The 26,093-nt window shown below is 36.6% G+C and carries 31 protein-coding genes, 1 tRNA gene and 1 other annotated feature; of the genes, 4 read left to right on the forward strand and 28 right to left on the reverse strand.

Annotation, left to right across the window (positions count from 1 at the left end):
• Window positions 1–27: 27 nt before the first annotated feature.
• The 19 genes from N0K80_RS06290 to N0K80_RS06380 all read right to left on the reverse strand — a co-directional run bounded on the left by N0K80_RS06290 (window position 28) and on the right by N0K80_RS06380 (window position 14,881).
• Window positions 28–609 (reverse strand): TMEM175 family protein, encoded by a 582-nt coding sequence (locus N0K80_RS06290; RefSeq protein ID WP_186726297.1) that lies wholly within the window; start codon window positions 607–609, stop codon window positions 28–30.
• 249 nt (window positions 610–858) lie between these two features.
• A complete protein-coding gene (locus N0K80_RS06295; protein WP_269024144.1) occupies window positions 859–1,431 on the reverse strand; it encodes a dihydrofolate reductase family protein in 573 nt (190 codons plus the stop codon).
• A gap of 155 nt (window positions 1,432–1,586) precedes the next feature.
• Window positions 1,587–1,955, reverse strand: coding sequence for a 50S ribosomal protein L7/L12 (gene rplL / locus N0K80_RS06300; RefSeq protein ID WP_057974238.1), 369 nt, complete (start codon window positions 1,953–1,955; stop codon window positions 1,587–1,589).
• A gap of 69 nt (window positions 1,956–2,024) precedes the next feature.
• A complete protein-coding gene (rplJ, locus tag N0K80_RS06305; protein ID WP_057974237.1) occupies window positions 2,025–2,531 on the reverse strand; it encodes a 50S ribosomal protein L10 in 507 nt (168 codons plus the stop codon).
• 34 nt (window positions 2,532–2,565) lie between these two features.
• Window positions 2,566–2,681 (reverse strand) — a sequence feature (ribosomal protein L10 leader region).
• 63 nt (window positions 2,682–2,744) lie between these two features.
• Window positions 2,745–3,428, reverse strand: a complete 684-nt coding sequence (gene rplA, locus N0K80_RS06310) for a 50S ribosomal protein L1 (RefSeq protein WP_057974236.1) — start codon at window positions 3,426–3,428, stop codon at window positions 2,745–2,747.
• A 106-nt stretch (window positions 3,429–3,534) separates the two neighbouring features.
• Window positions 3,535–3,960, reverse strand: coding sequence for a 50S ribosomal protein L11 (gene rplK, locus N0K80_RS06315; protein ID WP_057974235.1), 426 nt, complete (start codon window positions 3,958–3,960; stop codon window positions 3,535–3,537).
• Window positions 3,961–4,074: 114 nt separating this feature from the next.
• Window positions 4,075–4,932, reverse strand: a complete 858-nt coding sequence (locus N0K80_RS06320) for an alpha/beta hydrolase (RefSeq protein WP_146744986.1) — start codon at window positions 4,930–4,932, stop codon at window positions 4,075–4,077.
• A 32-nt stretch (window positions 4,933–4,964) separates the two neighbouring features.
• The gene (gene nusG, locus N0K80_RS06325) at window positions 4,965–5,516 is read right to left on the reverse strand and encodes a transcription termination/antitermination protein NusG (protein WP_057974233.1); all 552 of its coding nucleotides are present in this window, start codon (window positions 5,514–5,516) and stop codon (window positions 4,965–4,967) included.
• A gap of 115 nt (window positions 5,517–5,631) precedes the next feature.
• The gene (gene secE, locus N0K80_RS06330; RefSeq protein ID WP_057974232.1) at window positions 5,632–5,811 is read right to left on the reverse strand and encodes a preprotein translocase subunit SecE; all 180 of its coding nucleotides are present in this window, start codon (window positions 5,809–5,811) and stop codon (window positions 5,632–5,634) included.
• Between the two features lie 11 nt (window positions 5,812–5,822).
• Entirely contained in the window at window positions 5,823–5,972 is a 150-nt protein-coding gene (gene rpmG, locus N0K80_RS06335) for a 50S ribosomal protein L33 (RefSeq protein WP_057974231.1), read from the reverse strand.
• 121 nt (window positions 5,973–6,093) lie between these two features.
• A complete protein-coding gene (locus N0K80_RS06340; RefSeq protein WP_146342911.1) occupies window positions 6,094–6,702 on the reverse strand; it encodes an RNA polymerase sigma factor in 609 nt (202 codons plus the stop codon).
• Window positions 6,703–6,770: 68 nt separating this feature from the next.
• A complete protein-coding gene (locus N0K80_RS06345) occupies window positions 6,771–7,295 on the reverse strand; it encodes an NYN domain-containing protein (RefSeq protein ID WP_112251143.1) in 525 nt (174 codons plus the stop codon).
• Between the two features lie 2 nt (window positions 7,296–7,297).
• Window positions 7,298–8,056, reverse strand: coding sequence for a 23S rRNA (guanosine(2251)-2'-O)-methyltransferase RlmB (gene rlmB / locus N0K80_RS06350; RefSeq protein ID WP_057974228.1), 759 nt, complete (start codon window positions 8,054–8,056; stop codon window positions 7,298–7,300).
• Entirely contained in the window at window positions 8,037–8,459 is a 423-nt protein-coding gene (locus N0K80_RS06355) for a Mini-ribonuclease 3 (protein ID WP_083478966.1), read from the reverse strand. The genes rlmB and N0K80_RS06355 overlap by 20 nt, the downstream gene beginning before the upstream one ends.
• A complete protein-coding gene (cysS, locus tag N0K80_RS06360) occupies window positions 8,459–9,868 on the reverse strand; it encodes a cysteine--tRNA ligase (RefSeq protein ID WP_269024143.1) in 1,410 nt (469 codons plus the stop codon). The genes N0K80_RS06355 and cysS overlap by 1 nt, the downstream gene beginning before the upstream one ends.
• Window positions 9,869–10,121: 253 nt before the next feature.
• The gene (gene gltX, locus N0K80_RS06365; RefSeq protein ID WP_269024142.1) at window positions 10,122–11,615 is read right to left on the reverse strand and encodes a glutamate--tRNA ligase; all 1,494 of its coding nucleotides are present in this window, start codon (window positions 11,613–11,615) and stop codon (window positions 10,122–10,124) included.
• 128 nt (window positions 11,616–11,743) lie between these two features.
• Window positions 11,744–12,856 (reverse strand): PIN/TRAM domain-containing protein, encoded by a 1,113-nt coding sequence (locus tag N0K80_RS06370; protein WP_146342914.1) that lies wholly within the window; start codon window positions 12,854–12,856, stop codon window positions 11,744–11,746.
• Between the two features lie 16 nt (window positions 12,857–12,872).
• The gene (gene radA / locus N0K80_RS06375; RefSeq protein ID WP_269024141.1) at window positions 12,873–14,243 is read right to left on the reverse strand and encodes a DNA repair protein RadA; all 1,371 of its coding nucleotides are present in this window, start codon (window positions 14,241–14,243) and stop codon (window positions 12,873–12,875) included.
• Window positions 14,244–14,344: 101 nt separating this feature from the next.
• Complete coding sequence (locus tag N0K80_RS06380) at window positions 14,345–14,881, reverse strand: dCTP deaminase/dUTPase family protein (RefSeq protein WP_269024140.1); 537 nt, start codon at window positions 14,879–14,881, stop codon at window positions 14,345–14,347.
• Window positions 14,882–14,993: 112 nt separating this feature from the next.
• On the opposite strand from N0K80_RS06380, the gene N0K80_RS06385 reads away from it, so the two are divergent.
• From N0K80_RS06385 to N0K80_RS06395, 3 genes are all read left to right on the forward strand, one after another.
• Window positions 14,994–15,284: a GNAT family N-acetyltransferase gene (locus tag N0K80_RS06385; RefSeq protein ID WP_269024139.1), complete on the forward strand. Its 291-nt coding sequence runs from the start codon at window positions 14,994–14,996 to the stop codon at window positions 15,282–15,284.
• Between the two features lie 14 nt (window positions 15,285–15,298).
• Window positions 15,299–16,000: a ribose-5-phosphate isomerase RpiA gene (gene rpiA / locus N0K80_RS06390; RefSeq protein ID WP_269024138.1), complete on the forward strand. Its 702-nt coding sequence runs from the start codon at window positions 15,299–15,301 to the stop codon at window positions 15,998–16,000.
• Between the two features lie 159 nt (window positions 16,001–16,159).
• The gene (locus N0K80_RS06395; protein WP_269008421.1) at window positions 16,160–17,494 is read left to right on the forward strand and encodes a C1 family peptidase; all 1,335 of its coding nucleotides are present in this window, start codon (window positions 16,160–16,162) and stop codon (window positions 17,492–17,494) included.
• Window positions 17,495–17,511: 17 nt separating this feature from the next.
• Here the strand turns inward: N0K80_RS06395 and N0K80_RS06400 are convergent, their stop codons facing one another.
• Both N0K80_RS06400 and N0K80_RS06405 read right to left on the reverse strand, forming a co-directional pair.
• Window positions 17,512–18,204, reverse strand: a complete 693-nt coding sequence (locus N0K80_RS06400; protein WP_269008422.1) for a 2,3-bisphosphoglycerate-dependent phosphoglycerate mutase — start codon at window positions 18,202–18,204, stop codon at window positions 17,512–17,514.
• An 85-nt stretch (window positions 18,205–18,289) separates the two neighbouring features.
• Window positions 18,290–19,558, reverse strand: a complete 1,269-nt coding sequence (locus tag N0K80_RS06405; protein WP_269024137.1) for a C40 family peptidase — start codon at window positions 19,556–19,558, stop codon at window positions 18,290–18,292.
• 417 nt (window positions 19,559–19,975) lie between these two features.
• Between N0K80_RS06405 and N0K80_RS06410 the strand changes: the two genes are divergently transcribed.
• Complete coding sequence (locus N0K80_RS06410) at window positions 19,976–21,010, forward strand: LCP family glycopolymer transferase (protein WP_269024136.1); 1,035 nt, start codon at window positions 19,976–19,978, stop codon at window positions 21,008–21,010.
• A gap of 44 nt (window positions 21,011–21,054) precedes the next feature.
• Here the strand turns inward: N0K80_RS06410 and accA are convergent, their stop codons facing one another.
• The 7 genes from accA to N0K80_RS06445 all read right to left on the reverse strand — a co-directional run bounded on the left by accA (window position 21,055) and on the right by N0K80_RS06445 (window position 26,093).
• The gene (gene accA / locus N0K80_RS06415; RefSeq protein ID WP_269024135.1) at window positions 21,055–21,819 is read right to left on the reverse strand and encodes a carboxyltransferase subunit alpha; all 765 of its coding nucleotides are present in this window, start codon (window positions 21,817–21,819) and stop codon (window positions 21,055–21,057) included.
• Window positions 21,820–21,830: 11 nt separating this feature from the next.
• Entirely contained in the window at window positions 21,831–22,613 is a 783-nt protein-coding gene (locus tag N0K80_RS06420) for an acetyl-CoA carboxylase carboxyltransferase subunit beta (RefSeq protein WP_269024134.1), read from the reverse strand.
• A gap of 14 nt (window positions 22,614–22,627) precedes the next feature.
• On the reverse strand, window positions 22,628–23,917 hold the full coding sequence (locus tag N0K80_RS06425) for an acetyl-CoA carboxylase biotin carboxylase subunit (protein ID WP_269024133.1): 1,290 nt from the start codon (window positions 23,915–23,917) through the stop codon (window positions 22,628–22,630).
• Between the two features lie 9 nt (window positions 23,918–23,926).
• Window positions 23,927–24,313 (reverse strand): acetyl-CoA carboxylase biotin carboxyl carrier protein, encoded by a 387-nt coding sequence (locus tag N0K80_RS06430; RefSeq protein WP_269024132.1) that lies wholly within the window; start codon window positions 24,311–24,313, stop codon window positions 23,927–23,929.
• Between the two features lie 17 nt (window positions 24,314–24,330).
• Window positions 24,331–25,329: a beta-ketoacyl-ACP synthase III gene (locus N0K80_RS06435; protein ID WP_269024131.1), complete on the reverse strand. Its 999-nt coding sequence runs from the start codon at window positions 25,327–25,329 to the stop codon at window positions 24,331–24,333.
• Between the two features lie 167 nt (window positions 25,330–25,496).
• Window positions 25,497–25,581 (reverse strand) — tRNA-Leu (locus N0K80_RS06440).
• A 59-nt stretch (window positions 25,582–25,640) separates the two neighbouring features.
• On the reverse strand, window positions 25,641–26,093 hold the full coding sequence (locus tag N0K80_RS06445; RefSeq protein ID WP_269024130.1) for a SprT family protein: 453 nt from the start codon (window positions 26,091–26,093) through the stop codon (window positions 25,641–25,643).

The raw sequence follows: 26,093 nt of genomic DNA on the forward strand, positions 1-26,093 counted from the left end.
CGTATGCTCCCCCCGAAGTATACAAATCTATGATCCTGGTTCTTTCACATAGCCTCTGTTAAAAAATACCGTCCATATCGTTAATAGAATCAACGCGATCCATGTAAAGATAGGTACAAAAAAACTAATGATAAATCCTGATATTAAGGTTCCTTCAAATACAATTAGATCTCTACCGTTAAGAAAGCCAATCTGTCTCAATTGGCTTGTCATTTCAGGATTAATTCTTATAAGTGTCTTAGACAATATGATATAACTAATTGTCCACATGAATAACACACCTAAATATAGTAATGAAGCACCACGATAATTTGGAAATTTGCCTGAAAATGATGTGGCGTACGGTATAATTGATAACCAAAATAACCAGAATGCATTGGCCCAGTAGGCTCGCTTATCAACACGTTTAGCTATTTTGAATAGTCCATGATGATCGTACCAAACTGTGAATATCAGTAAGAAACTGATTGTGTAGATGGCAAAACTTTGCCACTCTTCTAAAACTAATCGAATATCTGGTTTTGACGGCGACTTAAACTCTAATATCAAGATAGTCACGACAATAGCAACTATCGCATCCGTAAACGCTTCTAATCTTTTTTTATCCATAGTTTTTCCCCTCTATACTTTATTATATTTTAATCAGTTTCCTTTTTCCAGTTATAAGGTTATTTTTTTATCTATCTCGTTCTAACGACCATTTAAATACTGTATCACGCTTTATTAAGATAACCAAATTATTTTACTCTACAATGATTGTCGTTAATAAGTACTTTTTGATTTTAGCCAAAAAGAAAAAGCCATTATTCAATAACGGCTTTTTTCATCTGTATGAAACTAAGAAACAATAAATCATATTTATTTTCTATCAATACCTTTTGAAGGATTCCCTTTATGATAGACACTTTGAATATACCCATTTTTCAAATTGGTTTCAATTGGAACTAATTCGAGCCACTTCTCCTGTGCATGAAATAATGGAATACCATTACCCAAGATAACCGGGATGGTTGTTAAAATATATTCATCAATCAAATTGGCCGTAATGAGTGGTGTCACTACACTAGATCCACCCACAATCCAAATTGATTGTCCCGGTGCTTCACGAAGACGTTTCACTAATGCGTCAACTGGCTCATTCACAAGGTGAACATTTTTTTCCTGAACTTTTATACTTTGTGAGGTTGATACATATGATATTACATTCGAATAAGGATAGTCTTCCGGTGCTAATTCCATTACAACCTGTTGATATGTTTTACTACCCATTACAACGGTGTCCACTTCGGCGTAAAAATCTTCAAAATCACTTTGTGATGTCCCATCTAACTCTGAATCGTGTAGATTCAAAAAATCAATTGACCCATCTTCATCCGCAATATAACCATCTAAGCTCATTGCAATGTATAGAGTAACTTTTCGCTTATTCATTATAAAGTCCTCCCCCTGAAATACTAATCAATTCCTTCATGCTTTTTACCGTACCACATTTGTACCACTTTAGGCTATTTTTTTGTAAAAAAATAGCCTAAAACTAACCCAAAATGGGGTAGCCTTAGGCTAAAATCTATTCAAAAATAATTAAATTATTTAAGAGTAACTACAGCACCAACAGCTTCTAAAGTAGCTTTCATTGCTTCAGCTTCGTCTTTAGCAATTCCTTCTTTAATAACAGATGGAATGTTATCAACTAAACCTTTAGCGTCTTTAAGGCCTAAACCTGTAATTTCGCGAACGGCTTTGATAGCTTTAACTTTTTGGTCGCCAGCTTCTGTTAATTCAACAGTAAATTCTGACTTTTCACCAGCAGCTTCGCCGGCAGCAGCGCCAGCAGCAGCTACAGGAGCAGCAGCTGAAACACCGAATTCTTCTTCGATTGCTTTAACTAAGTCGTTTAAATCTAAAATGCTTGCTTCTTTTAAATCAGCAATGATTTTTTCTGTATCTAATGACATGTGTGTATCCTCCATTTTATGTGTACGATTTTGTTTGTACCGTTAGGTACCGATCATAAATGCTAAGTATTAAGCAGCAGGTTCTTCGTCCTTGCTTTCTGCAACAGCGTTAAGCGCATAAGCAACGTTGCGAACAGGTGCTTGTAATACTGAAAGTAACATTGAAAGTAAGCCATCACGACTTGGTAATGTAGCAAGAGCGTTAATTTCTTCTAACGTTGCAACTTTACCTTCGATGACGCCACCTTTAATGCTAAGTGCTTCAGCAGTTTTAGCAAAAGTAGCAATAATACGTGCAGGTGCAACAACATCTTCGCTAGAAAATGCAACTGCAGTAGGTCCAGAAAATACTTCTTCCATACCTTCATACCCTGCTTTTTCAGCAGCACGTACTAAAATCTTGTTTTTAATAACCTTCATTTCAACGCCTGCTTCGCGTAATTCCTTACGTAATGCAGTCACTTGTTCAACCGTTAAACCACGGTAATCCACAACAACTGCAGATGCAGCATTGTTGAATTTTTCAGTTATTTCATCCACGATTAATGCTTTTTGTGCGATAAATTCTTTACTCATAATTGATTCACCTCCTGTAGTCGTGTCAGAGCTTTTTTACAATAAAAAAACTCCGTGTCCACCAAGACACAGAGAGAGTAGAACTTCACTCCTCGGCAGGAAAATTAAGGCTTACGCCACCTGAGTCTTCGGTAGAATCATAAATTAATTGACTTCCATAAATTTAACACAGTTAGATTTATGGGTCAACTAAAGAAATTTAATTATCTAATATTAGTTTTGAGCCAAGTTTAAGCTTGGACCAAATGTTGTTGCAACAGATAAATGTTTGATGTAGCCACCCTTAACTGATGATGGGCGAGCTTTAACAATAACATCGTTAATAACATCAAAGTTACCAATTAATGCAGCATCATCAAATGATACTTTACCAATTGGAACATGAACATTTCCATCTCTATCAGTACGGTAAGTTACCTTGCCGGCTTTAGATTCTGAAACTGCTTTTTCAACGTCCATTGTAACAGTACCTGTTTTAGGGTTAGGCATTAAGCCTTTAGGTCCTAAGACACGGCCTAAACGTCCAACTTGAGCCATCATATCTGGTGTTGCAATAGCAACATCAAAGTCTAACCAGCCACCAGAAATACGTTCAACCAAGTCATCATCACCAACAACGTCAGCGCCGGCTGCAAGTGCAGCTTTAGCTTTATCGCCTTTAGCGAATACAACAACCGTTTGGTCTTTACCAGTACCATTTGGAAGTACAACAGCCCCACGTAATTGTTGGTCTGCTTGTTTTGTATCTAAGTTTAAGTTGTAAGCAAGTTCGATTGTTGCATCAAACTTAGCAAAATCCATTTTCTTAGCTAATGCGATTGCATCAGCGATTGAATAGTTTTTACCTTCTTCAACTTGTTTTAGTGCGTCTTGATAGTTTTTACCTTTTTTAGCCATCTTGAATTTTCCTCCTTGCAATATGTGGTCTAACGGATAAACCTCCCACTTGATACATCTACTTTCATAGAGTATCCGACCGAGAAGCGTGTTTGTAGTGTAGGAATTAACCTTCTACAACGAATCCCATGCTTCGTGCAGTTCCTTCGATCATGCGCATTGCAGATTCAACATCTGAAGCGTTTAGATCTTGCATTTTAGTTTCAGCGATTTGTTGAACTTGAGCACTAGTTACTGTTGCAACTTTTTTAGTGTTAGGTTCGCCAGAACCACTTTCAACGCCTGCAGCTTTCTTTAAAAGAACTGCTGCGGGTGGTGTTTTTGTAACGAAATCGAATGAACGATCTTCGTAAACACTAATTACAACGGGAATCAACATACCAGCTTGGTCAGCTGTACGTGCATTGAATTCCTTTGTAAAGCCCATAATATTAATACCAGCTTGTCCTAATGCAGGACCAACCGGTGGAGCAGGAGTTGCTTTCCCTGCTGGAATTTGTAATTTAACGACGTTTGCTACTGTTTTAGCCACGTGACATACCTCCTTGTAAAGTCCGTGCGTGGTAAATGGAGATATAAATTTCTCCTCCCACTGTATGCAGAACATACTTATATAATATAACACCTAGATGGGTTCCACGCAATCTTATTTATGTTTTTTCCATAAAAATGTGTAAATTGAATCATCAACTCGTTGATTTTCGTGTAATAATCTATGTGCTGCCTTTCGACCGCTCACAATAAGTTCGTGATAGTTAAGCTGATTTTGAACCAAATATCGAAGTGATAACGCACTATTAACAGAAACTGCCCCATCATTGCCATCTTTTAAATCACCCGCAATATTTAGGAATTGCAAGTTTTTTGGCAGATGGCGCATCGTTTTTTCAAAATAACGATATAAGGGCGTGGTTTCTATTGGACCAGCATCCGTTAAAAGTAAATCTTCAATTTGTGGCGTCGTTTGTGCCACGTTATGATCATTATAGGGCGCACCAATTGAAATAGCATGTGCCACTACTGGCGCATCAAGCGCATCCCTGCATTCCGTTAAGTAACGTAATATGCTGACCCCACCCATAGAATGACCCACAAAATCAACTTGTTTAATGCCATATGCACCAAATAAGAATTGCATAATGTGGTACAACCATGCACTCTGCTTTTCAACAGAAGCAATATCATTTTTAAATAATATTTGAATAAATGGCTGCGCTGATCTCAATTGACCTTCAACGTGTAAACTACCATCGATATCAACAATAATTACCATGTCTTTTCGACCGTACCCATCACGTTCAAATCGGCTAATCATCGGTCCAAAGGAGAGCCGATTACCCCCATATCCGTGAATAAATAATGTTGGTATCATTTTATCACTGGGTACAATGGGATCAGATGCATCGATTGAAACGTGTCCATAACGTCTGAACTTGTTGCCAACGATGAAACTTGCGCCAGCGCCCAGACCTAATAGCCCCATCTTTAAGAGTCTCTTAGTCACTTAAATCACCTTCTATTTTGTAAATCATTACTTTAACCTAATAATTTATCCACTTGGTCAAAGTTCAATTCAGTACTTGTTTCACGACCAAACATATCAATATTAACTTTAAGTTTTAGTTTTTCGTTATCAATTTCAGTTACCTTACCCACAAGATTGGCAAATGCACCTTCAACGATTGTGACAGATTCGCCAATTTCAATATCTAATTCTTGATGACGAGCACTCATACCCAAACGACGGAGAATTAATTCTACTTCTTCAGGTAATAATGGTGCTGGTTTACTTCCGGCACCGTGAGAACCAACGAAACCAGTTACGCCTGGTGTATTACGAACAACATACCATGATTCATCTGACATACCCATTTCAACCAAAACGTATCCAGGGAATGTTTTTTTCATGTCTGTTTTTTCTTTACCATTTTTGACTTCACGTTCTTCTTCTTCAGGAACAACTACGCGGAAAATAAAATCTTCCATTCCCATTGATTGTGCACGTGATTCAATATTTGTTTTAACTTTATTTTCGTAACCAGAGTAGGTATGTAGGACATACCAGCTTTTTTCGATTGATTCCATTATATATATCTCTCCTTAAATTATCGGGTTCATTTTTCTCAAACAAAAAAAACTCCGCATCAACGAAGTTTTCTCACTCGTGTCATTATATCAAAATATCAGTTAAATAGCTATTTTTCTATGAAAATAGGGTTAAGAATGCGGAAGCACCCGAGTCAACGATCCAGAAGAAAATCGCAAACATAATAGCAGTTACGACAACTGTTGTTGTGTCTCGACGTAGTTCCTTACCCGTTGGCCAAGTGGTTGCTTTGATTTCTACAATGACACTTTTAAGAAATGCATTAATTTTTCTCATGATTTATCCCCCTATTTTGTTTCGCGATGTAACGTATGTTTATTACAGTATTTACAAAATTTATTAACTTCTAAACGTTCAGTTCTGCTCGGTTTTGCGGCCACAATATAGTTACGTGAGCCACAAACAATACAAGCCAATGCTACTTTTCTTTGTGCCATAACCGTTTCTCCTTAATGTAGAGCTAACTATTGCTAGCTTCAACCAACATTTCTAAAGAATACTCTCATTTTACATTAAAAGAAAGAAAAAAGGAACCACCCTCTTTTCTTTCTTTTCAAATTATCGATTTTCTTTAAAGAATAATCCCAGTTTACTCTTACATCTTGAGATAGCTCCTGACACTTTCTTTATGTCACAATCTAAAACAAGCGTAATTTCCTCCGGTGTTTTCATTTGATAATAAAGTAAAACAAAAGTACTTCTTTCAAATTCCGATAATTTCAATTCAAAAGCGTTTAACTTTTCTTGAAGGATCAACCTATCATCTGCTAACAATTCACAATAAAACGCTGGTCGTTCACATTCACCATACGTTTCTTCATAACATTCTAAAGAATGTGAGTTAACATCAGATAGTCTTTTAGCCGCAGATTCTTTACGAATTAAGCTAAAAATGCAATTTGATAAACTCGTTTTAAAATATTGCCCGAACGTGATACCTTTGTCCGGTCGATAATTATTCAACGCTCTAAAACAAACCGCCCTGGCCTCTTGTAAAAAATCTTCTGTATCCCATAATTTTAAATAGTATTTGCGAATAACACAATAGACCATTGGCCGATAGCGTTCAAATAACGGTTCAAATTTATGTTCTGCCCCTAATTTGATTTGACAAATTAATTGAAAATCAGTTTCTTTTTCAGTACTCCGGTAAGTTTCATCTAACAAGTAGACTCTCCATATCCGGGTCTCCGTTTTTCAATATAACAAACATATCGCCCAATTACAACAGTCGGTTATTTACCAGACAGATCATCACGTAATTTAGCTAAATTATCCAACTGTTTAGCATTCCAGGGTGAACGTCTAACTAAAGCTTCAGTTTGGTACTGCTTTGCTTGTTGCGCCACTTCTTTTTTTGACTCATTAATATCTTTGTATAATTCCCAAGCTGGAATTCTCAATGCACCTTGTGAAAAAATTGTCCATTGCTCTGCCTGGTCGCTGGTGGCAACAGTTACTTGCGTTAACTTTGTCTGTAACTCACCAATCATTGCTTCGATATAACTATCTGCCGTTTGGCCTTCTGCCGTCCAAATAATCTCCAGCCCATATTTTATATAGCTTTTTGATAGTCCCGGAACGTACATTGCGTCAAAAACAACGATTAGCCGTGAATCAATTTGTTTGTGGTAATTCGATAGTTTGTGCAGCAATAAATCACGTGCTTCATCAAGCCGTTCAGATTGTTTTAATCGATTTAATTCTGGCCAATTACCAATCATATTGTAAGCATCCACAACTAAAATTTGTTTTTTCATTATTATTTACCTCTTGAAGTAAATCCTTGATAAATAAGCAAACTGGCTGCGACACTAGCATTTAAACTTTGAACGTGTCCAATCATTGGGATAGTTAACATTCCATCACATGCTTTTTTCAATAATGGTGAAATTCCCTTTCCTTCATTACCAATCACAAGCGCCGTAGGTCCTTTGGCATCCCACTCACGATAATCTTGTCCATCCATATCCGTTCCAAAAACCCATAATCCGGCTTTCTTTAATTCATTAACGGTATTTACTAGGTTAGTAACACGAGCAACCGGCATATATTCAATTGCGCCCGTTGACGTCTTAGCCACTGTTGATGTTAACCCAACTGCACGGCGTTTTGGAATAATAATCCCATGTACCCCAGCAGCATCAGCTGTTCTCATGATTGAGCCTAAATTATGAGGATCCTCAACATTGTCTAGAATAAGGAAGAACGGTGGTTCATCTTTATCAGCAGCACTTTTAAAAAGATCATCAATCGTTGCATACTCAAATGCGGCAACGGCAACGATAACACCTTGATGATTTTGTTGATCTGATAATAAATCTAATTTACTCTTGGGTACTAGTTGCGTGATAATACCCTTCTTCTTTGCCATTTGTTCAATCCCACTTAAAACATCCGATTTCAATCCAGATTGTATAAATAATTTATTAATTGATTGATTACTCTTTAATGCAGCTTCTACGGGGTGACGGCCAATAATAAAATCGCCAGCCTCTTCACTACTTCTTGGTTGTCCCATTTAAATTCTCCTTTTCAACGGTGTCAATGCACCATTTTGCCAATTCGGCTAATCTATCATTTTGATTACTTAAAAATAAGTAGCCAAATAATGCTTCAAATCCAGTCGAAATACGATACGTTATGACCGATGTATTTTTAGCTGAAGTATGACTTTTAGCATTACGACCACGTTTAAAGTAATCGACTTCTTCTTCAGTTAAAATGTCATTTTCCGTCATTTTATCGATTAAAAATGCTTGTGCCTTTGCTGATACATAATGCGTCGCCTGATGATGCAATTGTGTCGGCCTTGTTAATCCTTGAACAAGCAAGTGTTTACGTACAAAAACTTCATAAATACCATCGCCCATGTAGGCCAATGCAATTCCATTCATTTGTTGATAATCTGCATTTTTTTCCATTAGTCTTTTCTCCATCTCGTTCCTTGTAGCGTATCTTCTAAAATGATACCTTCAGCCGCAAGTTGATCCCGAATATCATCACTTTTTTGGAAGTCCTTTTGCTTCTTAGCTTCTAAACGTTGTGCAATTAATTCTTCAACTCTAGCGCCTAAATCTTCAGTTGTTTGATCAAACGAAAGACCAAAAACTGCCGTCATACTCTTAAATGTTTCTAATAAATGATTGATTGAATCAAGTTCCACCTGGCCAGTTTCAGAATAAACATTCATTTTTTTAGCCATATCATACACAACAGCAATCCCGTTTTGCGCATTGAAATCTTCATCCATGACACTCTCAAATTTAGCTAAACTTTCAGTAATTTGAGCTTCCACTTCTTGATTTGAACCAACAACAGCATCTTTTAACCGGTAATTCAAATTATCAAAAGCCGTTTTTAACTTATTCAAGTTATTCGTTGCTTCTTCAATATTTGTTTGACTGTATTGAATGGGGTGTCGGTAATGCGTCGTTGCCATAAAGAATCGAACCACTTGCGGATCAACTTCTTTAATCATATCATGAACTGTGACAAAATTGCCCAACGATTTACTCATCTTTTCGTCATCTTCACCAATGGTTACAAACCCATTATGCATCCAATAGTTAGCAAACTTTTGACCAGTTTCGGCTTCACTTTGCGCAATTTCATTTTCATGGTGGGGGAACATTAAATCTTGTCCGCCACCATGAATATCAATTGTTGGTCCCAAATATTTCGTTGCCATAACTGAACATTCAATGTGCCAACCCGGACGACCTTTACCAAATGGTGACTCCCATGAAAGCTCATCATTTCTTACTGACTTCCAAAGTGCAAAATCAATCACATCTTCTTTACGGGCCGTTTCTTCGGTGTCAACATGCTGACTTGCACCCTGCTCTAACTCATCAATATTTTGATCAGATAATTTTCCGTAATCGGCAGATTTACGGGTTCTAAAATAAACATCCCCGTCTGATTCATAAGCGTAACCCTTAGCAATTAAATTTGAAATAAATTGAATAATATCAGCAATATTTTCCGTTGCTTTTGGGTTTTTAGTTGCGGGTTCAATTGCTAAAGCTTTTGTATCTTCCATAAAGGCAGCGATAAATTTATCGGCTAATTGTTGAACCGTAATATGATTTTCTTTAGCCGCTTTAATCATTTTATCGTCAACATCCGTAAAATTAGAGACGTAATTAACTTTAAACTGACGATATTCGAAGTATCGACGAATTGTATCAAATGCAATTGCACTTCGCGCGTTACCAATATGAATATAATTATAAACAGTTGGGCCACAGACATACATGCTAACTTGTTGAGGCACAAGCGGTTTAAATACTTCTTTTTGATTCGTTAATGTATTGTATATTGAAATCATTTCATCACCCACTATTTAATATTTTGTTAAAAAAAGACGTCTTTTATATACCTATAAAAGACGTCTTGAACGTTACCCACTCCTGTAGATACGATTACCCGTACCTAGTTAATGAGTTAACGTTCATTACACGACTATCATTACTCTGTTCATCATAGCATCTCAAAGAGGCACTTCACAACCAATGCTTGTTTTCTCACATCACCGAAAACTTTCTGAAAAACATCCAGTTGCTACTCTCTCTTATCAAAAATTATTTTGTATTCATTTCTTCTAACGTTTTATTTAAATGAGCCAATGCTTTTTCGCGGCCAAGTAATTCAATAGATGCTGGTAATTCTGGTCCGTGCATCTCACGTGTCGTTGCGATACGGATAGGCATGTATAATTGACGGCCTTTAATCTTCGTATCTTTTTGAATTGATTTAATGGTTGCTTGAATTTCAACAGCATCAAAAATATCAATCGCCTTGATGCGTTCGGCAAATTCTTTTAAGACAGTTGGTGCCGTTTCAACAGCCAATTCTGCCTTAGCTTCGTCATCAAGAACAGGTGGTTCGCTCAAGAAGACTTCAGCCATTTCGGTAATTTGACCCGTGTAAGACATTTGTTGTTTGTAAAGACTAATTAATTTACGAGCCCATTCAATTCTTTCAGCACTTGGATCAGCTTCAATTTTACCATCTTGAATTAATTGACGTAAAGCCAGATCCATCACTTTATCTTCATCAGCCGTCTTAATGTATTGGTTGTTAATCCATTCCAATTTTTTACCATCAAATGAGGCTGGTGATTTACTTAAACGTTTAGGATCAAACATCTTAACTAATTCTTGACGAGAGAAGATTTCACTTTCGCCAACTGGTGACCAACCTAATAGGGTAATAAAGTTTACCATGGCTTCTGGTAAGTAACCTAATTCACGATATTGTTCAATGAACTGTAAGACGTTTTCGTCACGTTTACTTAATTTTTTACCTGTTTCTGTGTTAATAATTAACGTCATATGACCAAAGACCGGTGCATCCCAACCGAATGCTTCATAAATCATTAATTGTTTTGGTGTATTGGCAATATGATCATCACCACGAAGAACGTGCGTGATTTCCATCAAGTGATCATCAACAACAACGGCGAAGTTATAAGTTGGCATACCATCACGTTTTTGAATCACAAAATCACCACCGATAGTATTAGAATCGAAAGTAATATCGCCTTTAACAATATCGTTAAATTCATATTTTTTGTTTGCTGGGACACGGAAACGGATGACTGGTGTTAATCCAGCAGCTTTTGATTCAGCAATCTTAGCGGCTATCTCTTCATCAGACATACCAGCATATTCATATTCATAATGAGGCATTTCGTTACGTGCTTTTTGCGCATCACGATTTGCTTCAAGTTCATCTTCAGTTTTGTATGATTCATAAGCTAAATCTTTATCCACTAGTTCTTGAATCAATGGTAAATAGATTTCTTTACGTTCTGATTGACGATATGGTCCAAAATCTCCTGGTTTATCGGGACCTTCATCCCAATCCATCCCTAACCATTTCAAGTTGTCTAATTGACTGCGTTCACCGTCAGCAATATTTCTTTTTGTATCCGTATCTTCAATTCGAATAACAAAAGTTCCTTTTTGACTTCTTGCAAATAGATAATTAAATAACGCTGTACGCGCATTTCCGATGTGTAAATGTCCAGTTGGACTTGGTGCATATCTGACACGAATTTTATTTTTAGCCATGATGACGCCTCTTTCTTTTTTCTGTATTTGTCTATTACGATTGAAATCGTTTATTTAAGGCTTTATTCAACTAATCTAGTTTACAATGAATTACATAAAAAATAAAGCCAATAATCTTAGTATTGACCTTATTTCTTGTCGTTTATTTTTTTCATTGAATGTAACGGTTTTGCAAATATCATTCTTCCGGCATCTGTTTGTAGCGCACTTGTGACAACAACATCAATCGTTTTGTTAAGGAAATACTTTCCTTCTTCAACAACAACCATCGTTCCATCATCTAAGTAAGCAATACCTTGTTGGCGTTCAGAACCATTTTTAATGACCATTACCCGTAGTTGTTCACCAGGAATAACACGTGGTTTCAGTGATTTAGCTAGCGCATTGACATTCAAAATTTGTACATTTTGGAATTCACTAACTTTATTTAAATTAAAATCGTTAGTTACAATAACGCCATCAATTGTTTTAGCCAATTTAATTAACTTACTATCTACTTCATCAATTTCTTCAAAATCACCCTCGTACATTTCAATCGGCATAATTTTTTCATCTTGAAGTTTATTTAAAATGTCTAACCCACGTCGACCACGGACGCGTTTGATACTATCTGCCGAATCAGCAATATACTGTAACTCGTATAAAACAAAATTGGGTACCAACAGCGTTCCTTCGATAAACCCCGTTTTAATCAAATCATAAATACGACCATCAATTAAGATATTTGTATCTAAAATTTTATATTCGTGATAATTATCGTTAGCATTACGTTCCAGTATATTGTTTTCAACGACGTCACTTTTCTTATTTTTTGATGTAAATAACTTACGCCAGTCTTCTAAACGATTAGTTCCGATAACAAATCCAAAGTACCCTAATAGGAAAAGTAAAAGCACAGGCACAATAGTATTTAATAACCAAATTTCTGAACGATAAAATGGTGTTGATACCAAAACTGCAATAACCATTCCCACAATCGTTGAGACACTTGCCGTTAATAACATCATTGGACTTTGCTTTGTTAAATAACTTTCAATATTAGCTAATAATTTTTCTAGCGGTGTAATTAAGAAAAAAGATACAATAAGAGCTAAAGCAACACCTACTAAAAAGTTAACAACGGCATTATTCAACCAACCAATCGTTGAAACCGAGACTATCTTCCAAAAAAGCGGCAATAAACTAACGCCTATCCCACCACCAATCAATGCAACCACACCTTTAATAATATTTCTACGCATTAATAAGTCCTCCTTTCTAGTTAAACACAACTTTAAGTGCTTCACTTAGAGTTGCCACACCGACCACTTCAATCCCTTTAGGCGGTGTCCATCCTGATAAATTATTTTTAGGAATAAAAATACGCTTAAATCCCAATTTTTGGGCTTCAGCAACGCGTTGTTCAATCCGATTTACACGTCTAATTTCGCCAGTTAGTCCAATTTCGCCCACAAAACTATCCGCAGGATCTGTTTCTTTGTCTCGATAACTTGATGCAATACTAACGGCAATGGCCAAATCAATCGCTGGTTCATCTAATTTTACACCACCGGCCGCTTTAAGATACGCATCCTGATTTTGTAACAATAAACTCGCGCGTTTTTCAAGTACCGCCATTATTAATGAGACACGATTATGGTCAAGTCCAGTCGTAGTGCGTTTGGCTGTTCCATAGACGGTTGGCGTAATCAATGCTTGAACCTCAACTAAAATTGGTCTGGTTCCTTCCATAGAGACCACGATTGCCGACCCAGTTGCACCGTCTAAGCGTTCCTCCAAGAAAATTTCTGACGGATTAGCAACTTCAAATAATCCGCCCTCACGCATATCAAAAATACCAATTTCATTTGTTGAACCAAACCGATTTTTAACTGCACGTAAAATACGGAATGTATGGTGCATATCCCCTTCAAAATAAAGCACTGTATCAACCATATGCTCTAAAATCTTAGGCCCAGCAATAGTGCCACCTTTTGTAACATGCCCTACGATAAAAATCGTAATGCCATTAGTTTTAGCAATTTGCAACAACTCAGCTGTTACTTCACGAATTTGTGAAACACTTCCAACTGCCGCGGACATTTCTGGTTCTTGCATTGTTTGAATCGAATCAATAACGACATAGTCAGGATTCAACGTTTCGATATTTTGACGAATATTACCCATATCAGTTTCAGGGTAGAGGTAAAATTTCTTACCTCCAACGCCAAGTCGTTGTGCACGCATTTTAATTTGAACAGCGCTCTCCTCACCGGACACGTATAAAACAGTCCCACCAGTTTGGCTTAACTGACCAGAAACCTGTAAAAGTAGCGTTGATTTACCAATTCCAGGATCACCACCAATTAAAACTAATGATCCAGGGACGACACCACCACCAAGAACACGATTTAACTCACCTAAGTCAGTTTCAACACGTTCTTGTTCTGCCATTGAGACATCATCTAACAATTCTGGTTTAACAGAGTTTCCATTAAAACTGACACGAGCCTTACGATCTGCCTTTTGCGATTGTTCGCGCTCTTCAACCATTGTGTTCCACTCACCACAATTAGGACAACGTCCTAAATATTTTGGTGAGGTGTAGCCACAGTTCTGACATACAAATTGCGTTTTTATTTTTGCCATTTAGATTTCCCCACCTACTTATTATCATTCTATTATTAATATTTTATCACATAAAATACCACTCGTGATTTTGGCCGAAATTCTTAAACATTCTATAATAACTATTTACCAGACGAACCGAATCCGCCAACTCGTTTTGTTGATGTTACTTTCTCATCATCAACCGTTAAGTAGGGCATAAAAATCCCTTGTCCTACGCGATCACCTTTTTTAACAATTTGGTCTTTCAAACTAAAATTAACTATCTGAATAAAAATTTCACCTTCATTGTTCTGATTATTATAGTAATCAGAATCAATTACACCAATTCCGTTTGGTAGAATTAACCCACGTTTTAAAGGACTACTCGAACGATTAGCCAATAATAAAAATTCGTTATCTTGCATATATGCTTTAATTCCCGTAGGAATCAAATAGGGTTTCAAAATCTTATTTGCCTGAGTCAATTCATCTTCATTCACAGTCTTACCATGTCGAATTAACCATAGTACTTTTAAGAAGCCGCTCTTCCAAATAGAAGGCAACACAAAATCTTCGGCCGCAGCTAAATCATACCCTGCCGAAGATTTAGTTGATCTTACGGGTAAACTAACATCATCCGCATACTTAGTAACAATTTCAAAACCTCTAGTTTTCATTTAAATGTCCTCATAATCTGTTTACCTTTTATCTTACCCCATTCATGACATAATTGGCTAGTTTTTGGGTGTTTTTTAATGGTATAATCATATTTAAAGGTGAGGTGTTTAGATGACTTTCGAACTAAATGAAAACGATTTACGTGGATATGACGACAATAAGCAGTTAATTGGCAGAATTAGTTTTACAATCATCAATGACAATCAAGCGATAGCCGTTGAGCATACCTGGGTGGAAGACAATCATCGCAATCAAGGTATCGCAAAATCATTAACTGAGTACTTAATTAATCAAGTTATTGAAAAAAAGCAAACGATTCTACCCTTATGTCCCTACACAAAATTTTATTTTAGTGAACATCCTGCACTTTCTGAATTAATTTACACACCTAAACAAAAATAAGGAGCGTGACTCAAATGAATCAAGACGATTTAAAGAAATTAGTTGGACAAAAAGCTGTTGAGTTTATTGAAGATGGCATGGTGGTTGGACTTGGTACAGGATCTACCGTCAAATTTATGGTAGATGCATTAGGCAAACGCGTTAAAGATGAGAATTTATCTATTGTTGGCGTCTCAACATCAATTAGGACTGAAGAACAAGCAAAATCATTAGGTATCCCGGTTAAATCAGTTGATGAAGTTGATCATATTGATTTAACCATCGATGGTGCGGACGAAATTGATGACCACTTCCAAGGTATTAAAGGTGGCGGTGCTGCTCATTTATTTGAAAAAATTGTTGCCATTAATTCAACAAAAAACATGTGGATTGTTGATGAAAGTAAAATGGTTCATACTTTAGGTAAGTTCCCTCTTCCTGTTGAAGTAATTCCTTATGGTAGCCACCAATTATTTAAGAAATTAGCAGCTAAAGGACTCAATCCTGAGTTTAGAACTGTTGATGGAGAAAACGTCTTAACTGATTCTAAAAACTTTGTTATTGATTTACATTTAGGTGAAATAACTGACCCAACTGGCCTACAAGATTACTTAGCAAAACAAGTTGGCGTTGTTGAACAAGGGTTATTCTTAGACTGCGTCAATACGGTTATCGTCGGACGTCAGGATGGTCCTGAGGTGCTGGACGCTCGTTCGGATACATTCACAATTAAATAAGTAAACTAAAAAGAGCCGATTTTATCGACTCTTTTTAAATACGCAAAATATGTTTTTCTTTAAATGAGAATTTTCTTTTCTTTTTAACATTGTTTACTAATTTAAATAAATGCATTATACTAAATTCAGTACTTAAATCTTATCTAGGAGTGTGATATTTTGACACAATCAATTAGTTCAGAACAACTCGCAAAATTTCAAAAGAACTTACATGCACGTGAAAGTCATGACGTGATTGAACGCGCCGTCACAAAAAATGGGATTCTAGCAAACAGTTACGATTTAAAAGCTCAAGCTAAAATGGAACCCGTATTCTCAATTGATCTCGATGTTGGTAACGTCTCTAATCAAAAACAGTCAGGTCGTTGTTGGATGTTCGCTGCGTTAAATACAATGCGACATGATATGAAAACGAATTTTAAAGTGACTAAAGATTTTGAATTATCACAAAACTTCACCTACTTCTGGGATAAGCTAGAAAAAGCAAATTATTTCTATCAAAATGTTCTTGAGACGGCAGATAAACCAACCGATGACCGTACGGTATCATGGCTAATGACAACGCCTCAACAAGATGGTGGTCAATGGGATATGATCGTCGCAATTATTGAAAAATATGGTGTTGTCCCTCAGTCTGTTATGCCTGAAACATACAATAGTTCTAAATCAACTGAAATTAATGCTACATTAAACTTAAAACTAAGAAAAGATGCTGTTGATTTGCGTGAACTTGTTGCAGCCGGAACAAGTGAAGCCGAAATCGAAGCCGTTAAGGAAGCAAAATTAACTGAGATATATCGTTTACTTGCTTATAGTTTCGGTGAACCACCTGCAACCTTTGACTTCGAATATCGTGATTCTGATAATGAATACCATATCGACAAAAATTTAACACCAAAAACATTCTACGATAAATTCATCGGATGGGACCTAGATGAATACGTTTCAATTATAAATGGCCCAACTGACGATAAACCTTATAATAATATGTATACCGTTGATCGTCTCGGAAACGTTGTGAATGGCCGTCCGGTTCGCCATTTGAATGTTAACATGGCAGATTTTAGAGACGTCGCTATCAAACAATTGCAATCAGGCGAAAGCGTCTGGTTCGGTTGTGACGTTGGTCAATCTTCTGAACGCCAGTTAGGAATTATGGATACAGAGCTTTACCATAAAGATGAATTATTCAATATCGATTTAGCTTTATCAAAAGCCGAACGTCTTGATTACGGCGAAAGCTTGATGACCCACGCTATGGTTTTAACGGGCGTCGACTTAGTTGATAATCAAGCAACTAAATGGAAAGTCGAAAACTCATGGGGCGAAAAAGTTGGTAAAAAAGGCTTCTTCGTGATGAGTGATAATTGGATGGAAGAATATTGTTACCAAGTTGTTGTTAACAAAAAGTTCTTACCAGAAAAACTACAAACTATATTAAAAGAAGAACCTAAAGTTCTTGCTCCTTGGGATCCAATGGGCGCTTTAGCGTAATCAAAAAGAAGCAACATTTATTGTTGCTTCTTTTTTTGTACCAATATTTGCTTATTCTTAATGGTTAAATCATCATTTAATGTATATAAAATGGGTTCCCCATTTGGCACTTCAACGCCATCAATATCTGAATCCGATATAGCTTCTAAATACTTAATTAGTGCTCTCAACGTACTACCATGCGCAACAATCAACTGATTCTTACCTTGCCGTAATTCTGGCGCAATGGCATCTTGCCAGTACGGCAAAATACGTTCAAATGCCATTTTCAAACTTTCAGCAGTTGGCAACTTATTTCCAAGTTGTTGTTTGTAACGTCTATCACTATCCGGGGCATCTAACTTTGGCGGAACCGCGGTATAACTTCTTCGCCATTGTGCCACCTGATTGCTACCATAAATACGTTTAGTATCATCTTTATTCAACCCACGTAATGCGCCATAATGACGCTCATTTAACCGCCAGTTCTTTTGTATTGGAACCCAAAGTTGATTGGCCTCTTCCATGATAATATTACTGGTTATAATGGCACGTTTTAAGACAGACGTATGAACCTGTGAAAAACGAATACCAGTATCACGAATGATGGTCCCCGCAATCTCGGCTTCATTCATTCCGGCGGCAGTCAAAGGAACATCAGACCAACCCGTATACTCATTATTTTGATTTGCCAAACTTTCACCGTGTCTAACCATAACCACTTCAACCATTATTCAAACCTTCTTTACTCTTCATTAGTACTCATTATAACAAAAAAGACTTAAAACAACATCGTTGTCTTAAGTCTTTCAAACTTTATTTTACTCGGCCAGCGAAATCTGGTTTCCAGTAAGCACTCATTGTGCTAATTTTAACATTTTGTCCTTCAGTTGGTGCTTCAGCAAATTGGCTTCCACCTAAGTAGATGGCAACATGGTATGATGAACCTTTTGAACCCCAGAAAAGTAAGTCTCCTGGTTGTGCTTGTGAAACTGATTCATAAGAAACTTGTCCTTCTTGAGCTACAGTGTATCCACCGATTGATTTTCCAGCAGCATGTGCGTAGACATAGCTAGTAAATCCAGAACAATCAAAACCACTTAATGATTTTCCACCCCATACATATGGGATGCTCTTTGTTGTCAATGATCTTGCTAAAGCAGTGATACTACTTGTATCAAGACTTGAAGAATCTACAGAACTTGATGATGTATTTGATGATTTCTTACTTGATGTATCAGCACTTGAGTTGTTGGCACTTGGAGCACTAGCAACACTTGAGTCTGATGTTTCTTTATTACTTGTTGTATCTGAATTTGATGAACTTGCTGCTTCAGTTGCTTTTGCTGCTGCCGCATCTGCTGCTGCTGCATCATTCTTATCGTTTGCTGCTTTTGTATCAGCTGCTGCTTTTTCTGCCGCTTTTTCTGCTGCTTTTGCGTCATCAATTGAAGATTGTGCGTCTGATTTTTTTGTATCAATTTGTGCTTTTAATGTATTAGCACTTGCTTGTTTAACTGCCAATTCAGCTTGTTTATTTGTATATTCTTTAACTGTTTTTTCTTGAGCAATTGCTTTTTTATCTAATTCAACCTTATCAGCCTTAACTTCAGCCTTATCAACTTTTTGTTGTTTAGCAGCTTTTTGACCGGCACCAACTAATGTTGTAACTGTTCCAACACGTTTAAATGCGTCAACAACACTTTTTGAATCTGAAACAAATTCAACCATGCTTGATGTATTACCATTTACTTGTAAAGCACGTGTTTGATCAGATAATTGTGAATCTCTTTGTGTGATTTCAACATTTAATCGGCTGATTTTTTTACCTAATTTGTATTGATCTGATTCAAGTTTTGCGGCATCATCCTTAGCACTTTTTACTTCTGCCTTTGTTGAATCAATTTCATCATTAATTGTTGCTAATTTTGCAGTTACTTCTGTACTTTTACTATTTAACTTAGTAATTGTACTTGTTAAATCAGTAATACTATCTGAAGCGTTAGCTTGTTCTGCAACTGCAGTCATCCCGATAAGCGTTGCAGTCATCATCATTACTTTAGCGATTTTATTATTAATTTTCAAAAGACACTCTCCTAATTAATTCCCATTTAATTTTATATCTATTTATTTAATTTCAATTATCCGTTTTTCTTAACTTGAATAGAATAGCACGGTTCTTCGGTACATACCATTACGATTCCTTTACATTCGAATTCAATTGACGCCATTTAATTTCAGTCATATTACACGAGTGTTACAAAACGCTTTTTAATCATATTTTAACGTTTCTATTGCTTGCTATATAAGCATTCATCAATTTCAATCAAAATGACAAAATCGTAATACAATTAGTCATTTTTTACTGATACAACAACGATTTTATTTTAAAATTTCAATTAATTATTTAATAATACCGTAAGAAAAATGCTTTTTTGTTCTTTTCTACTCCTTTTATCGTATAATCACTTTAATTAATGAAATGAAAGGTAATAAGTGACTATGTCTAAAAATAATGATTTCGGGATTCCATCCCCGATTAATAACGGCTCTCAAAATAAAAAATATAAACATCCTGTGCTATGGGGATTATTAATCCTTCTTCTATTAGGTATTGGATCTGGTGGCGTGTATGCCTACTCTGTATTTTCACATACTGAGAAAACGGTCGCAAAGACCTATAAAGATACAAACGCAACCAAGTTACGCAATGTTTCCAGTGTTTTAAGTCAAAAGAAACCCTTTTCTATTTTACTAATGGGTACAGATACTGGCGCACTTGGCAGAAGCGATATGGGTAGGACGGATACAATGATTATCGCAACTGTTAATCCTTCGACGAAAAAAACGACTTTAACAAGTATTCCTCGTGATACTCAAGTTAAAATTGACGGTAGCGGAGAAGACTCTTCAAAAATAAATAGTGCTTACACGTATGGTGGTAAAGATGGTGCAACATTGGCAGTTAACACTGTTCAAAATTTATTAGATGTTCCGATTGATTTCTACATGCTAATTAATATGGGTGGTTTGGAACAAATTGTCGATGCCGTTGATGGCGTTGATGTCAAACCTTTACTGACGTTTGATCTTGAAGGAACGCATTACAAAAAAGGTCAGAAAATTCACTTAACCGGTAAACAAGCATTAGCTTACACGAGAATGCGTCACTCAGATCCAATGGGCGATTACGGTCGCCAAAAACGTCAAAAACAAATTATCACGGCAATCGCCGGAAAAGCGATGTCAGTAAACTCACTCGCAAATTACAAACAATTATTAAAAACAATTGATGGCAATATGATAACCGATCTTAGCTTCAATGATATGATTACGGTTGAGACTAACTATAGTGCTGCCGCGGAATCAATTAAATCTGATCTTTTACAAGGAACTAGCACAGCTGTGGAAGGACTTTCCTACGAAGTCCCAACTTCAGATGAGAAAAAGCGTGTTTCAAATGCGATTCGCTCCGAGTTAGGTTTAAAAGAATCCACACAAGACTTCACTAGTCTAGAACAGCAACTTTCAAAATAAAAAAATAAGTTAAACTCAATTAAATCTGAGTTTAACTTATTTTTTTACCATTTTTCCAGAAAAGTTTGGTATTTCATTTCCCTTTGTTCGATCAGTTCATCAATCGAATTAATAGCCAATTTTTCAATGATTTCATTTAAATTTTTATCCATCGACCCTATTGTCGTTGCTTGACTAGTTTCTGGCAGTACAACATCAACTAGACCAATTTCAAAAAGTTCAGAAGCAGTCATCGGCAAACTTGTTTCAATTTCATTTGAATTTGATTTCTTCAAGATAGCATTAACCGCTTCTGGAGAGGCAACTGAAAACAAACTATTCTCAACCATCATAATAGCGTTTGCGTTAGCCAGTGCCAATGCGCCCCCACTCTGACCCTCTCCTAAAAAGATAGCAATATTTGGCACTTTTAAAGCACCCATTTTTAAAATCATTTCAGAAATAACATAACTCTGACCGGTTTGTTCAGATTTAACGCTGGCGTCTGCGCCTGGCATATTAATTAGCGTAATTACGGGCCGTTTAAATTTTTCAGCTTCATTTAACAAACGCATTGCTTTTCGATAACCGCTTGGTTTCACGGCACCAAAATTATAAATTAAGCGTTCATCTAGGGTTTCTCCACGATTAATGCCAATAATAGTGACCGGTCGATTATGAAAGAGTCCAATACCACCCGTAATAGACGCATCTTCTTCACTAACCCTATCGCCATGATTTTCGAAGAATTCGTCAAATAGATTGTTAATAATTAATTTGGTACTCAATCTATCATTTGATCGAACGTTTTTTAAAAAATTTGAGTCCATTTTGTCTCTCCTCATGCATGTAATGTTAGCAATTGACTAATTACCTGTTTAAGATTCTTTCGATCAATAACCTGGTCAATAAATCCATTACTATACAGACCTTCTGCCGTTTGAAAATCAATGGGTAATTTTTCATTTGTAGTCTTTTTAATTACCCTTTCACCGGCAAAACCGATTTTGGCCTGTTTTTCTGCCAACACAATATCATTATTTAATGCAAAACTTGCACTAACCCCACCCATTGTTGGATCTGTTAACAAAGACATCACTAATAGACCCGCATCGTCCAATTTTTGTTTCATATATAAGATTGAATTCATTTGTAACAGGGAATAGATGCCCTCTTGCATTCTTGCGCCACCAGACGCAGTAACAATCACAAACGGTAACTTTTGATCTAACGCCACTTTCATCCCCGCTTTAATTCTAGCTCCGGCTGTCGTATTTAAAGATCCCATCATAAAGAAGCTATCCATGACGGCTAAAACTAACGCTTGTTTATTAATCGTGGCTATCCCCACCACTACTGCTTCATCAGACGTTGTTGCACTTTTAGCGCGTTCTAATTTTTCAGTGTAACCAGGAAATTCAGCTTTATTTTGGGTTTGATTTACCACATTAATTACTTCAAAACTGTGCTCATCTGCCAGAATAGCGATTCTTTCCATAGCAGTCAGTCGTTTATAGGATTGGCAATTTGGACAAATGAAATAAGGAGCCCATTGACTTTCGTGTAAATGTGCACCGCATTTCCGACATTTTTGCCATTGATTTGTCTCTGGATAATGACTCATTTAACCTACCACCTTTAAATTTTGCTATCGATTGATATCGTATTCTCCATAAATTCTTGTGAACTAACAATTGTTTTTAGTTGTATCAGGTTTGTCTCGATACCGGCAACATGAATGGCTTCCAATGCCTTTTTCATTTTTATAATAGCTAAAGTCCTTGTGTCCGCATGACAAATTATTTTTGCTAATAAGCCATCGTAATAAGCGGAGATTTCATCTCCAACACGGTATCCCGTTTCAACTCGAATATCCGTGGGAAAATCAAACTGCGTAATTTCATTGGTTACACACGGACTCAAGGTTAATCGGCATTCAATCGCATGTCCGTTCATTAACACGTCAGCATCAGTCACCTCTTTACCATCAGCAACTAATAGTTGTTGTTGCACAACATCCATCTTAACAGTCTCTTCTGTCACGCCATGCTCTACTTGTAATCGCGTGTTCATTTCTAAAAAGTAAAATTTCTTTTCAGCAAATAAAAACTCTACAGTCCCTAATCCTACGTAGTGTTGATTTTCTATTAACCGGCGTGTGTATTTATAAAGTTGACTTCGTTGTTCATCCGTCAGCACAGTTGATGGGCTTTCTTCGATTACTTTTTGTCGATGATTTTGCAAACTACAGTCTCGATCACCCAGCACCTGAACGTGTTGTCCATCGCCTAAAATTTGGACCTCGATATGTCGGGCATGCACTAATTTTTTTTCAAGATAAAAACTACCCGCGGCAAAAGAAGACTTCGCTTCTTGCTGAACAATTTCGGCACCTAATAATAAATCGGATTCTTGTTTAATTGCTCTAATTCCTTTACCGCCACCACCGTGGGCCGCTTTAATTAACAATGGAAACCCAATCTCTTTCGCCTGTATAATCAGTTCATCATCAGAGGTAATCAAATCGGAACCAGGAATAACGGGTACCCCTTTTTCGATTGCTAATAGCCGCGATTTATCTTTATCCGCTAGTTGGCGGATTAACCCAGATTCCGGGCCAATAAAAGTAATCCCACACTCAGCACACATTTCTGCAAATTGAGCATCCTCGGATAAGAATCCATAACCTGGATGAATTGCATCAACATTTAAATTTAAAGCCGCCATTAATAAACTTTCACGGTTTAAATATGATTTTTTTGCCGGTGCCGACCCAATACAAATTTTTTCGTTAGCCAGTTCAACAAATCGACTTTGCGCGTCGACCGTTGAGTATACGGCAACCGTTTGTATCTTTAACTTCTGGCAAGCACGAATAATTCGTTCAGCAACCTCACCACGATTTGCAATTAAAATTTTTTGAAACAACTGACTCACCTATCCGTCTATTCTAATTTTAAATAATTCTTGATCAAATTCAACCAATTCACCATCATCGACTAGCTGCTCTAACACAGTACCCGTTACCGGAGATTGGATATCATTATATAATTTCATACTTTCAATTTGAGCAATGACCTGTTTTTTAACAATTTGAGTCCCGACCGCTCCTGATTGATCAAAATGAATTAACCCAACAAGCGGACTTTTAACAACAAAAATAGCTTCATCTACATTTGATTGTTCAGTTGTCGGCGCCACGACTTTTTCATTTTTTTGTCCTTGGTCCACAACTATCTCAATATCACCGTCTTTAATTTCAACATGAGAAAATGGCATCGTTGCAATTTTATCTAATAATTGACTTATCTCATTAAATTTCATAGATTCACATACCTGCCTTATATTTTTATTAGTAGACTACCGTAGGCTAACCCAGCACCAAATCCAGTTAACAGAACCGTTCCACCCGTAAATCCTTGTTCCAGGGCCTCATTGAGAGCCATTGGAATACCAGCTGAAGAAGTATTTCCGTGATGCGTGACACTCGTTGCAAATTTTTCAATAGGCATTTCTAATTCTTCAGCAATTTTTTCTATAATTCGTAAATTAGCTTGATGACACACAACAAAATCAATATCGGATGTTTGCAAATTATTATCTGCCAATATCCGTTTCATTTGAACGGGAACAACTGTCGTAGCAAACTCAAAAACATCTCGTCCTTCTTGAAAAAAAGCATCCATCGTTGGATAATTATCACCATTTATATCGCTTAATGGCGTAATCCGACCACTATGAATCACTTCTTTTTTAAGACCATTTGTTTCTATTTTCTCAGCAATAAAGCTTTCATCAGTTGAATCATTAGAGGCTTCGATTAAGGCCCCACCAGCACCATCGCCAAAGAATACGGCACTCGTACGATCCTTAAAATCCATCATTTTTGAATTAACTTCAGCACTAATCACGATTGCCCTTTGGTACTGTCCTGTACGTAAAAACTTCTCCGCAGTACTCATCGCAAATATAAACCCGGCACAAGCCGCGCTGATATCAAATGCAAACGCATTTGTTGCCTTAATATTTCCTTGAACAATTGCGGCCGTTGATGGCGTTAATGCATCCGGTGAAATTGTTGAAACAATAATTAAATCAATATCTGACGCATTATATCCAGACTTACGTAAAAGTTCATTTGCCACTTTTGTACTTAAATCTGACGTATTTTCATTAATAGCATAGTGTCGCGTCTTAATACCCGTGTGCGCCACTATCCATTCGTCAGATGTAGGCATAAATGAAGCCAATTCATCATTCGTTACTAGTCGTTCTGGTACAAAATGAGCCATATTTTTTATTTTGATATACTTATTCAATTTAACTATTCTCCCAATCATTAAGTTTAATTCCCTATATTTTATCAATAATTACAACATTAAGACACAAAATTAATTAACGCTTAATAATTCTTTAACCTCATAATACGCTACCATGGTCATTATTCATTAAAAAAAGCACTAAACCCTATTGCAACAAGGTTAAGCGCTTTTCGATAAATCTATTATGCGAGTAAATGGATTCGAACCATCACGGGATATTATCCCACCAGATCCTTAGTCTGACGCGTCTGCCAATTCCGCCATACTCGCAAGAACAATCATAATTGTAGCAAAAATTGTTCTCTGTTACAAGTCACATTTAAAAAAAATTAGTTTTTAAGTAAAATTAACTGTCCACGACACTTTGAACAAACATAACGTGATAAGTTAATTTTTCGTTGTCGCTGATAATTTTGTCCACAATTTGAACATTGATAGCGAATGACCTTTTTCTTCTTAATTACCTTAGGACTAGCTGGCGCAAACCGACTGCCACCAACTGCCGCCAATAATTGCTTAAAGTCTTGATGTCGATGTTGATAACCTTTGTTTGAGAGGTGTAAATGATAATGGCACAACTCATGCTTAATCACACCAATTAAAATGTCTTGCCCATGTTCTGTTAACATCTTCGGATTAATTTCAATGTTGTGATCACTCAACAAATAGCGACCACCAGTTGTTCGCAGCCTACTGTTAAAAGTTGCCTCATGTTTAAATGGTTGCTTGAAAAAAGTTGTGGATAAGTTTTTTACAAGTGCCGTTAACTCAAAATCAGTCAT

It is taken from the genome of Dellaglioa carnosa (assembly GCF_026948345.1).
Lineage (GTDB): Bacteria > Bacillota > Bacilli > Lactobacillales > Lactobacillaceae > Dellaglioa > Dellaglioa algida.

What these genes read in the sequence shown, in the direction of transcription:
- rplJ (WP_057974237.1), bottom strand. Translation starts at nt 2,531, where the DNA reads ATGAGTAAAGAATTTATCGCACAAAAAGCATTAATCGTGGATGAAATA.
- cysS (WP_269024143.1), bottom strand. Translation starts at nt 9,868, where the DNA reads ATGATTTCAATATACAATACATTAACGAATCAAAAAGAAGTATTTAAA.
- rlmB (WP_057974228.1), bottom strand. Translation starts at nt 8,056, where the DNA reads ATGGGACAACCAAGAAGTAGTGAAGAGGCTGGCGATTTTATTATTGGC.
- N0K80_RS06355 (WP_083478966.1), bottom strand. Translation starts at nt 8,459, where the DNA reads ATGGAAAAAAATGCAGATTATCAACAAATGAATGGAATTGCATTGGCC.
- N0K80_RS06345 (WP_112251143.1), bottom strand. Translation starts at nt 7,295, where the DNA reads ATGAAAAAACAAATTTTAGTTGTGGATGCTTACAATATGATTGGTAAT.
- N0K80_RS06400 (WP_269008422.1), bottom strand. Translation starts at nt 18,204, where the DNA reads ATGGTTGAAGTGGTTATGGTTAGACACGGTGAAAGTTTGGCAAATCAA.
- N0K80_RS06410 (WP_269024136.1), top strand. Translation starts at nt 19,976, where the DNA reads ATGTCTAAAAATAATGATTTCGGGATTCCATCCCCGATTAATAACGGC.
- rpmG (WP_057974231.1), bottom strand. Translation starts at nt 5,972, where the DNA reads ATGGCACAAAGAAAAGTAGCATTGGCTTGTATTGTTTGTGGCTCACGT.
- N0K80_RS06420 (WP_269024134.1), bottom strand. Translation starts at nt 22,613, where the DNA reads ATGAGTCATTATCCAGAGACAAATCAATGGCAAAAATGTCGGAAATGC.
- N0K80_RS06430 (WP_269024132.1), bottom strand. Translation starts at nt 24,313, where the DNA reads ATGAAATTTAATGAGATAAGTCAATTATTAGATAAAATTGCAACGATG.
- N0K80_RS06380 (WP_269024140.1), bottom strand. Translation starts at nt 14,881, where the DNA reads ATGAAAACTAGAGGTTTTGAAATTGTTACTAAGTATGCGGATGATGTT.
- N0K80_RS06435 (WP_269024131.1), bottom strand. Translation starts at nt 25,329, where the DNA reads ATGATTGGGAGAATAGTTAAATTGAATAAGTATATCAAAATAAAAAAT.
- rplA (WP_057974236.1), bottom strand. Translation starts at nt 3,428, where the DNA reads ATGGCTAAAAAAGGTAAAAACTATCAAGACGCACTAAAACAAGTTGAA.
- rplL (WP_057974238.1), bottom strand. Translation starts at nt 1,955, where the DNA reads ATGTCATTAGATACAGAAAAAATCATTGCTGATTTAAAAGAAGCAAGC.
- N0K80_RS06385 (WP_269024139.1), top strand. Translation starts at nt 14,994, where the DNA reads ATGACTTTCGAACTAAATGAAAACGATTTACGTGGATATGACGACAAT.
- N0K80_RS06290 (WP_186726297.1), bottom strand. Translation starts at nt 609, where the DNA reads ATGGATAAAAAAAGATTAGAAGCGTTTACGGATGCGATAGTTGCTATT.
- N0K80_RS06295 (WP_269024144.1), bottom strand. Translation starts at nt 1,431, where the DNA reads ATGAATAAGCGAAAAGTTACTCTATACATTGCAATGAGCTTAGATGGT.
- N0K80_RS06445 (WP_269024130.1), bottom strand. Translation starts at nt 26,093, where the DNA reads ATGACTGATTTTGAGTTAACGGCACTTGTAAAAAACTTATCCACAACT.
- radA (WP_269024141.1), bottom strand. Translation starts at nt 14,243, where the DNA reads ATGGCAAAAATAAAAACGCAATTTGTATGTCAGAACTGTGGCTACACC.
- N0K80_RS06370 (WP_146342914.1), bottom strand. Translation starts at nt 12,856, where the DNA reads ATGCGTAGAAATATTATTAAAGGTGTGGTTGCATTGATTGGTGGTGGG.
- rpiA (WP_269024138.1), top strand. Translation starts at nt 15,299, where the DNA reads ATGAATCAAGACGATTTAAAGAAATTAGTTGGACAAAAAGCTGTTGAG.
- accA (WP_269024135.1), bottom strand. Translation starts at nt 21,819, where the DNA reads ATGGACTCAAATTTTTTAAAAAACGTTCGATCAAATGATAGATTGAGT.
- gltX (WP_269024142.1), bottom strand. Translation starts at nt 11,615, where the DNA reads ATGGCTAAAAATAAAATTCGTGTCAGATATGCACCAAGTCCAACTGGA.
- secE (WP_057974232.1), bottom strand. Translation starts at nt 5,811, where the DNA reads ATGAGAAAAATTAATGCATTTCTTAAAAGTGTCATTGTAGAAATCAAA.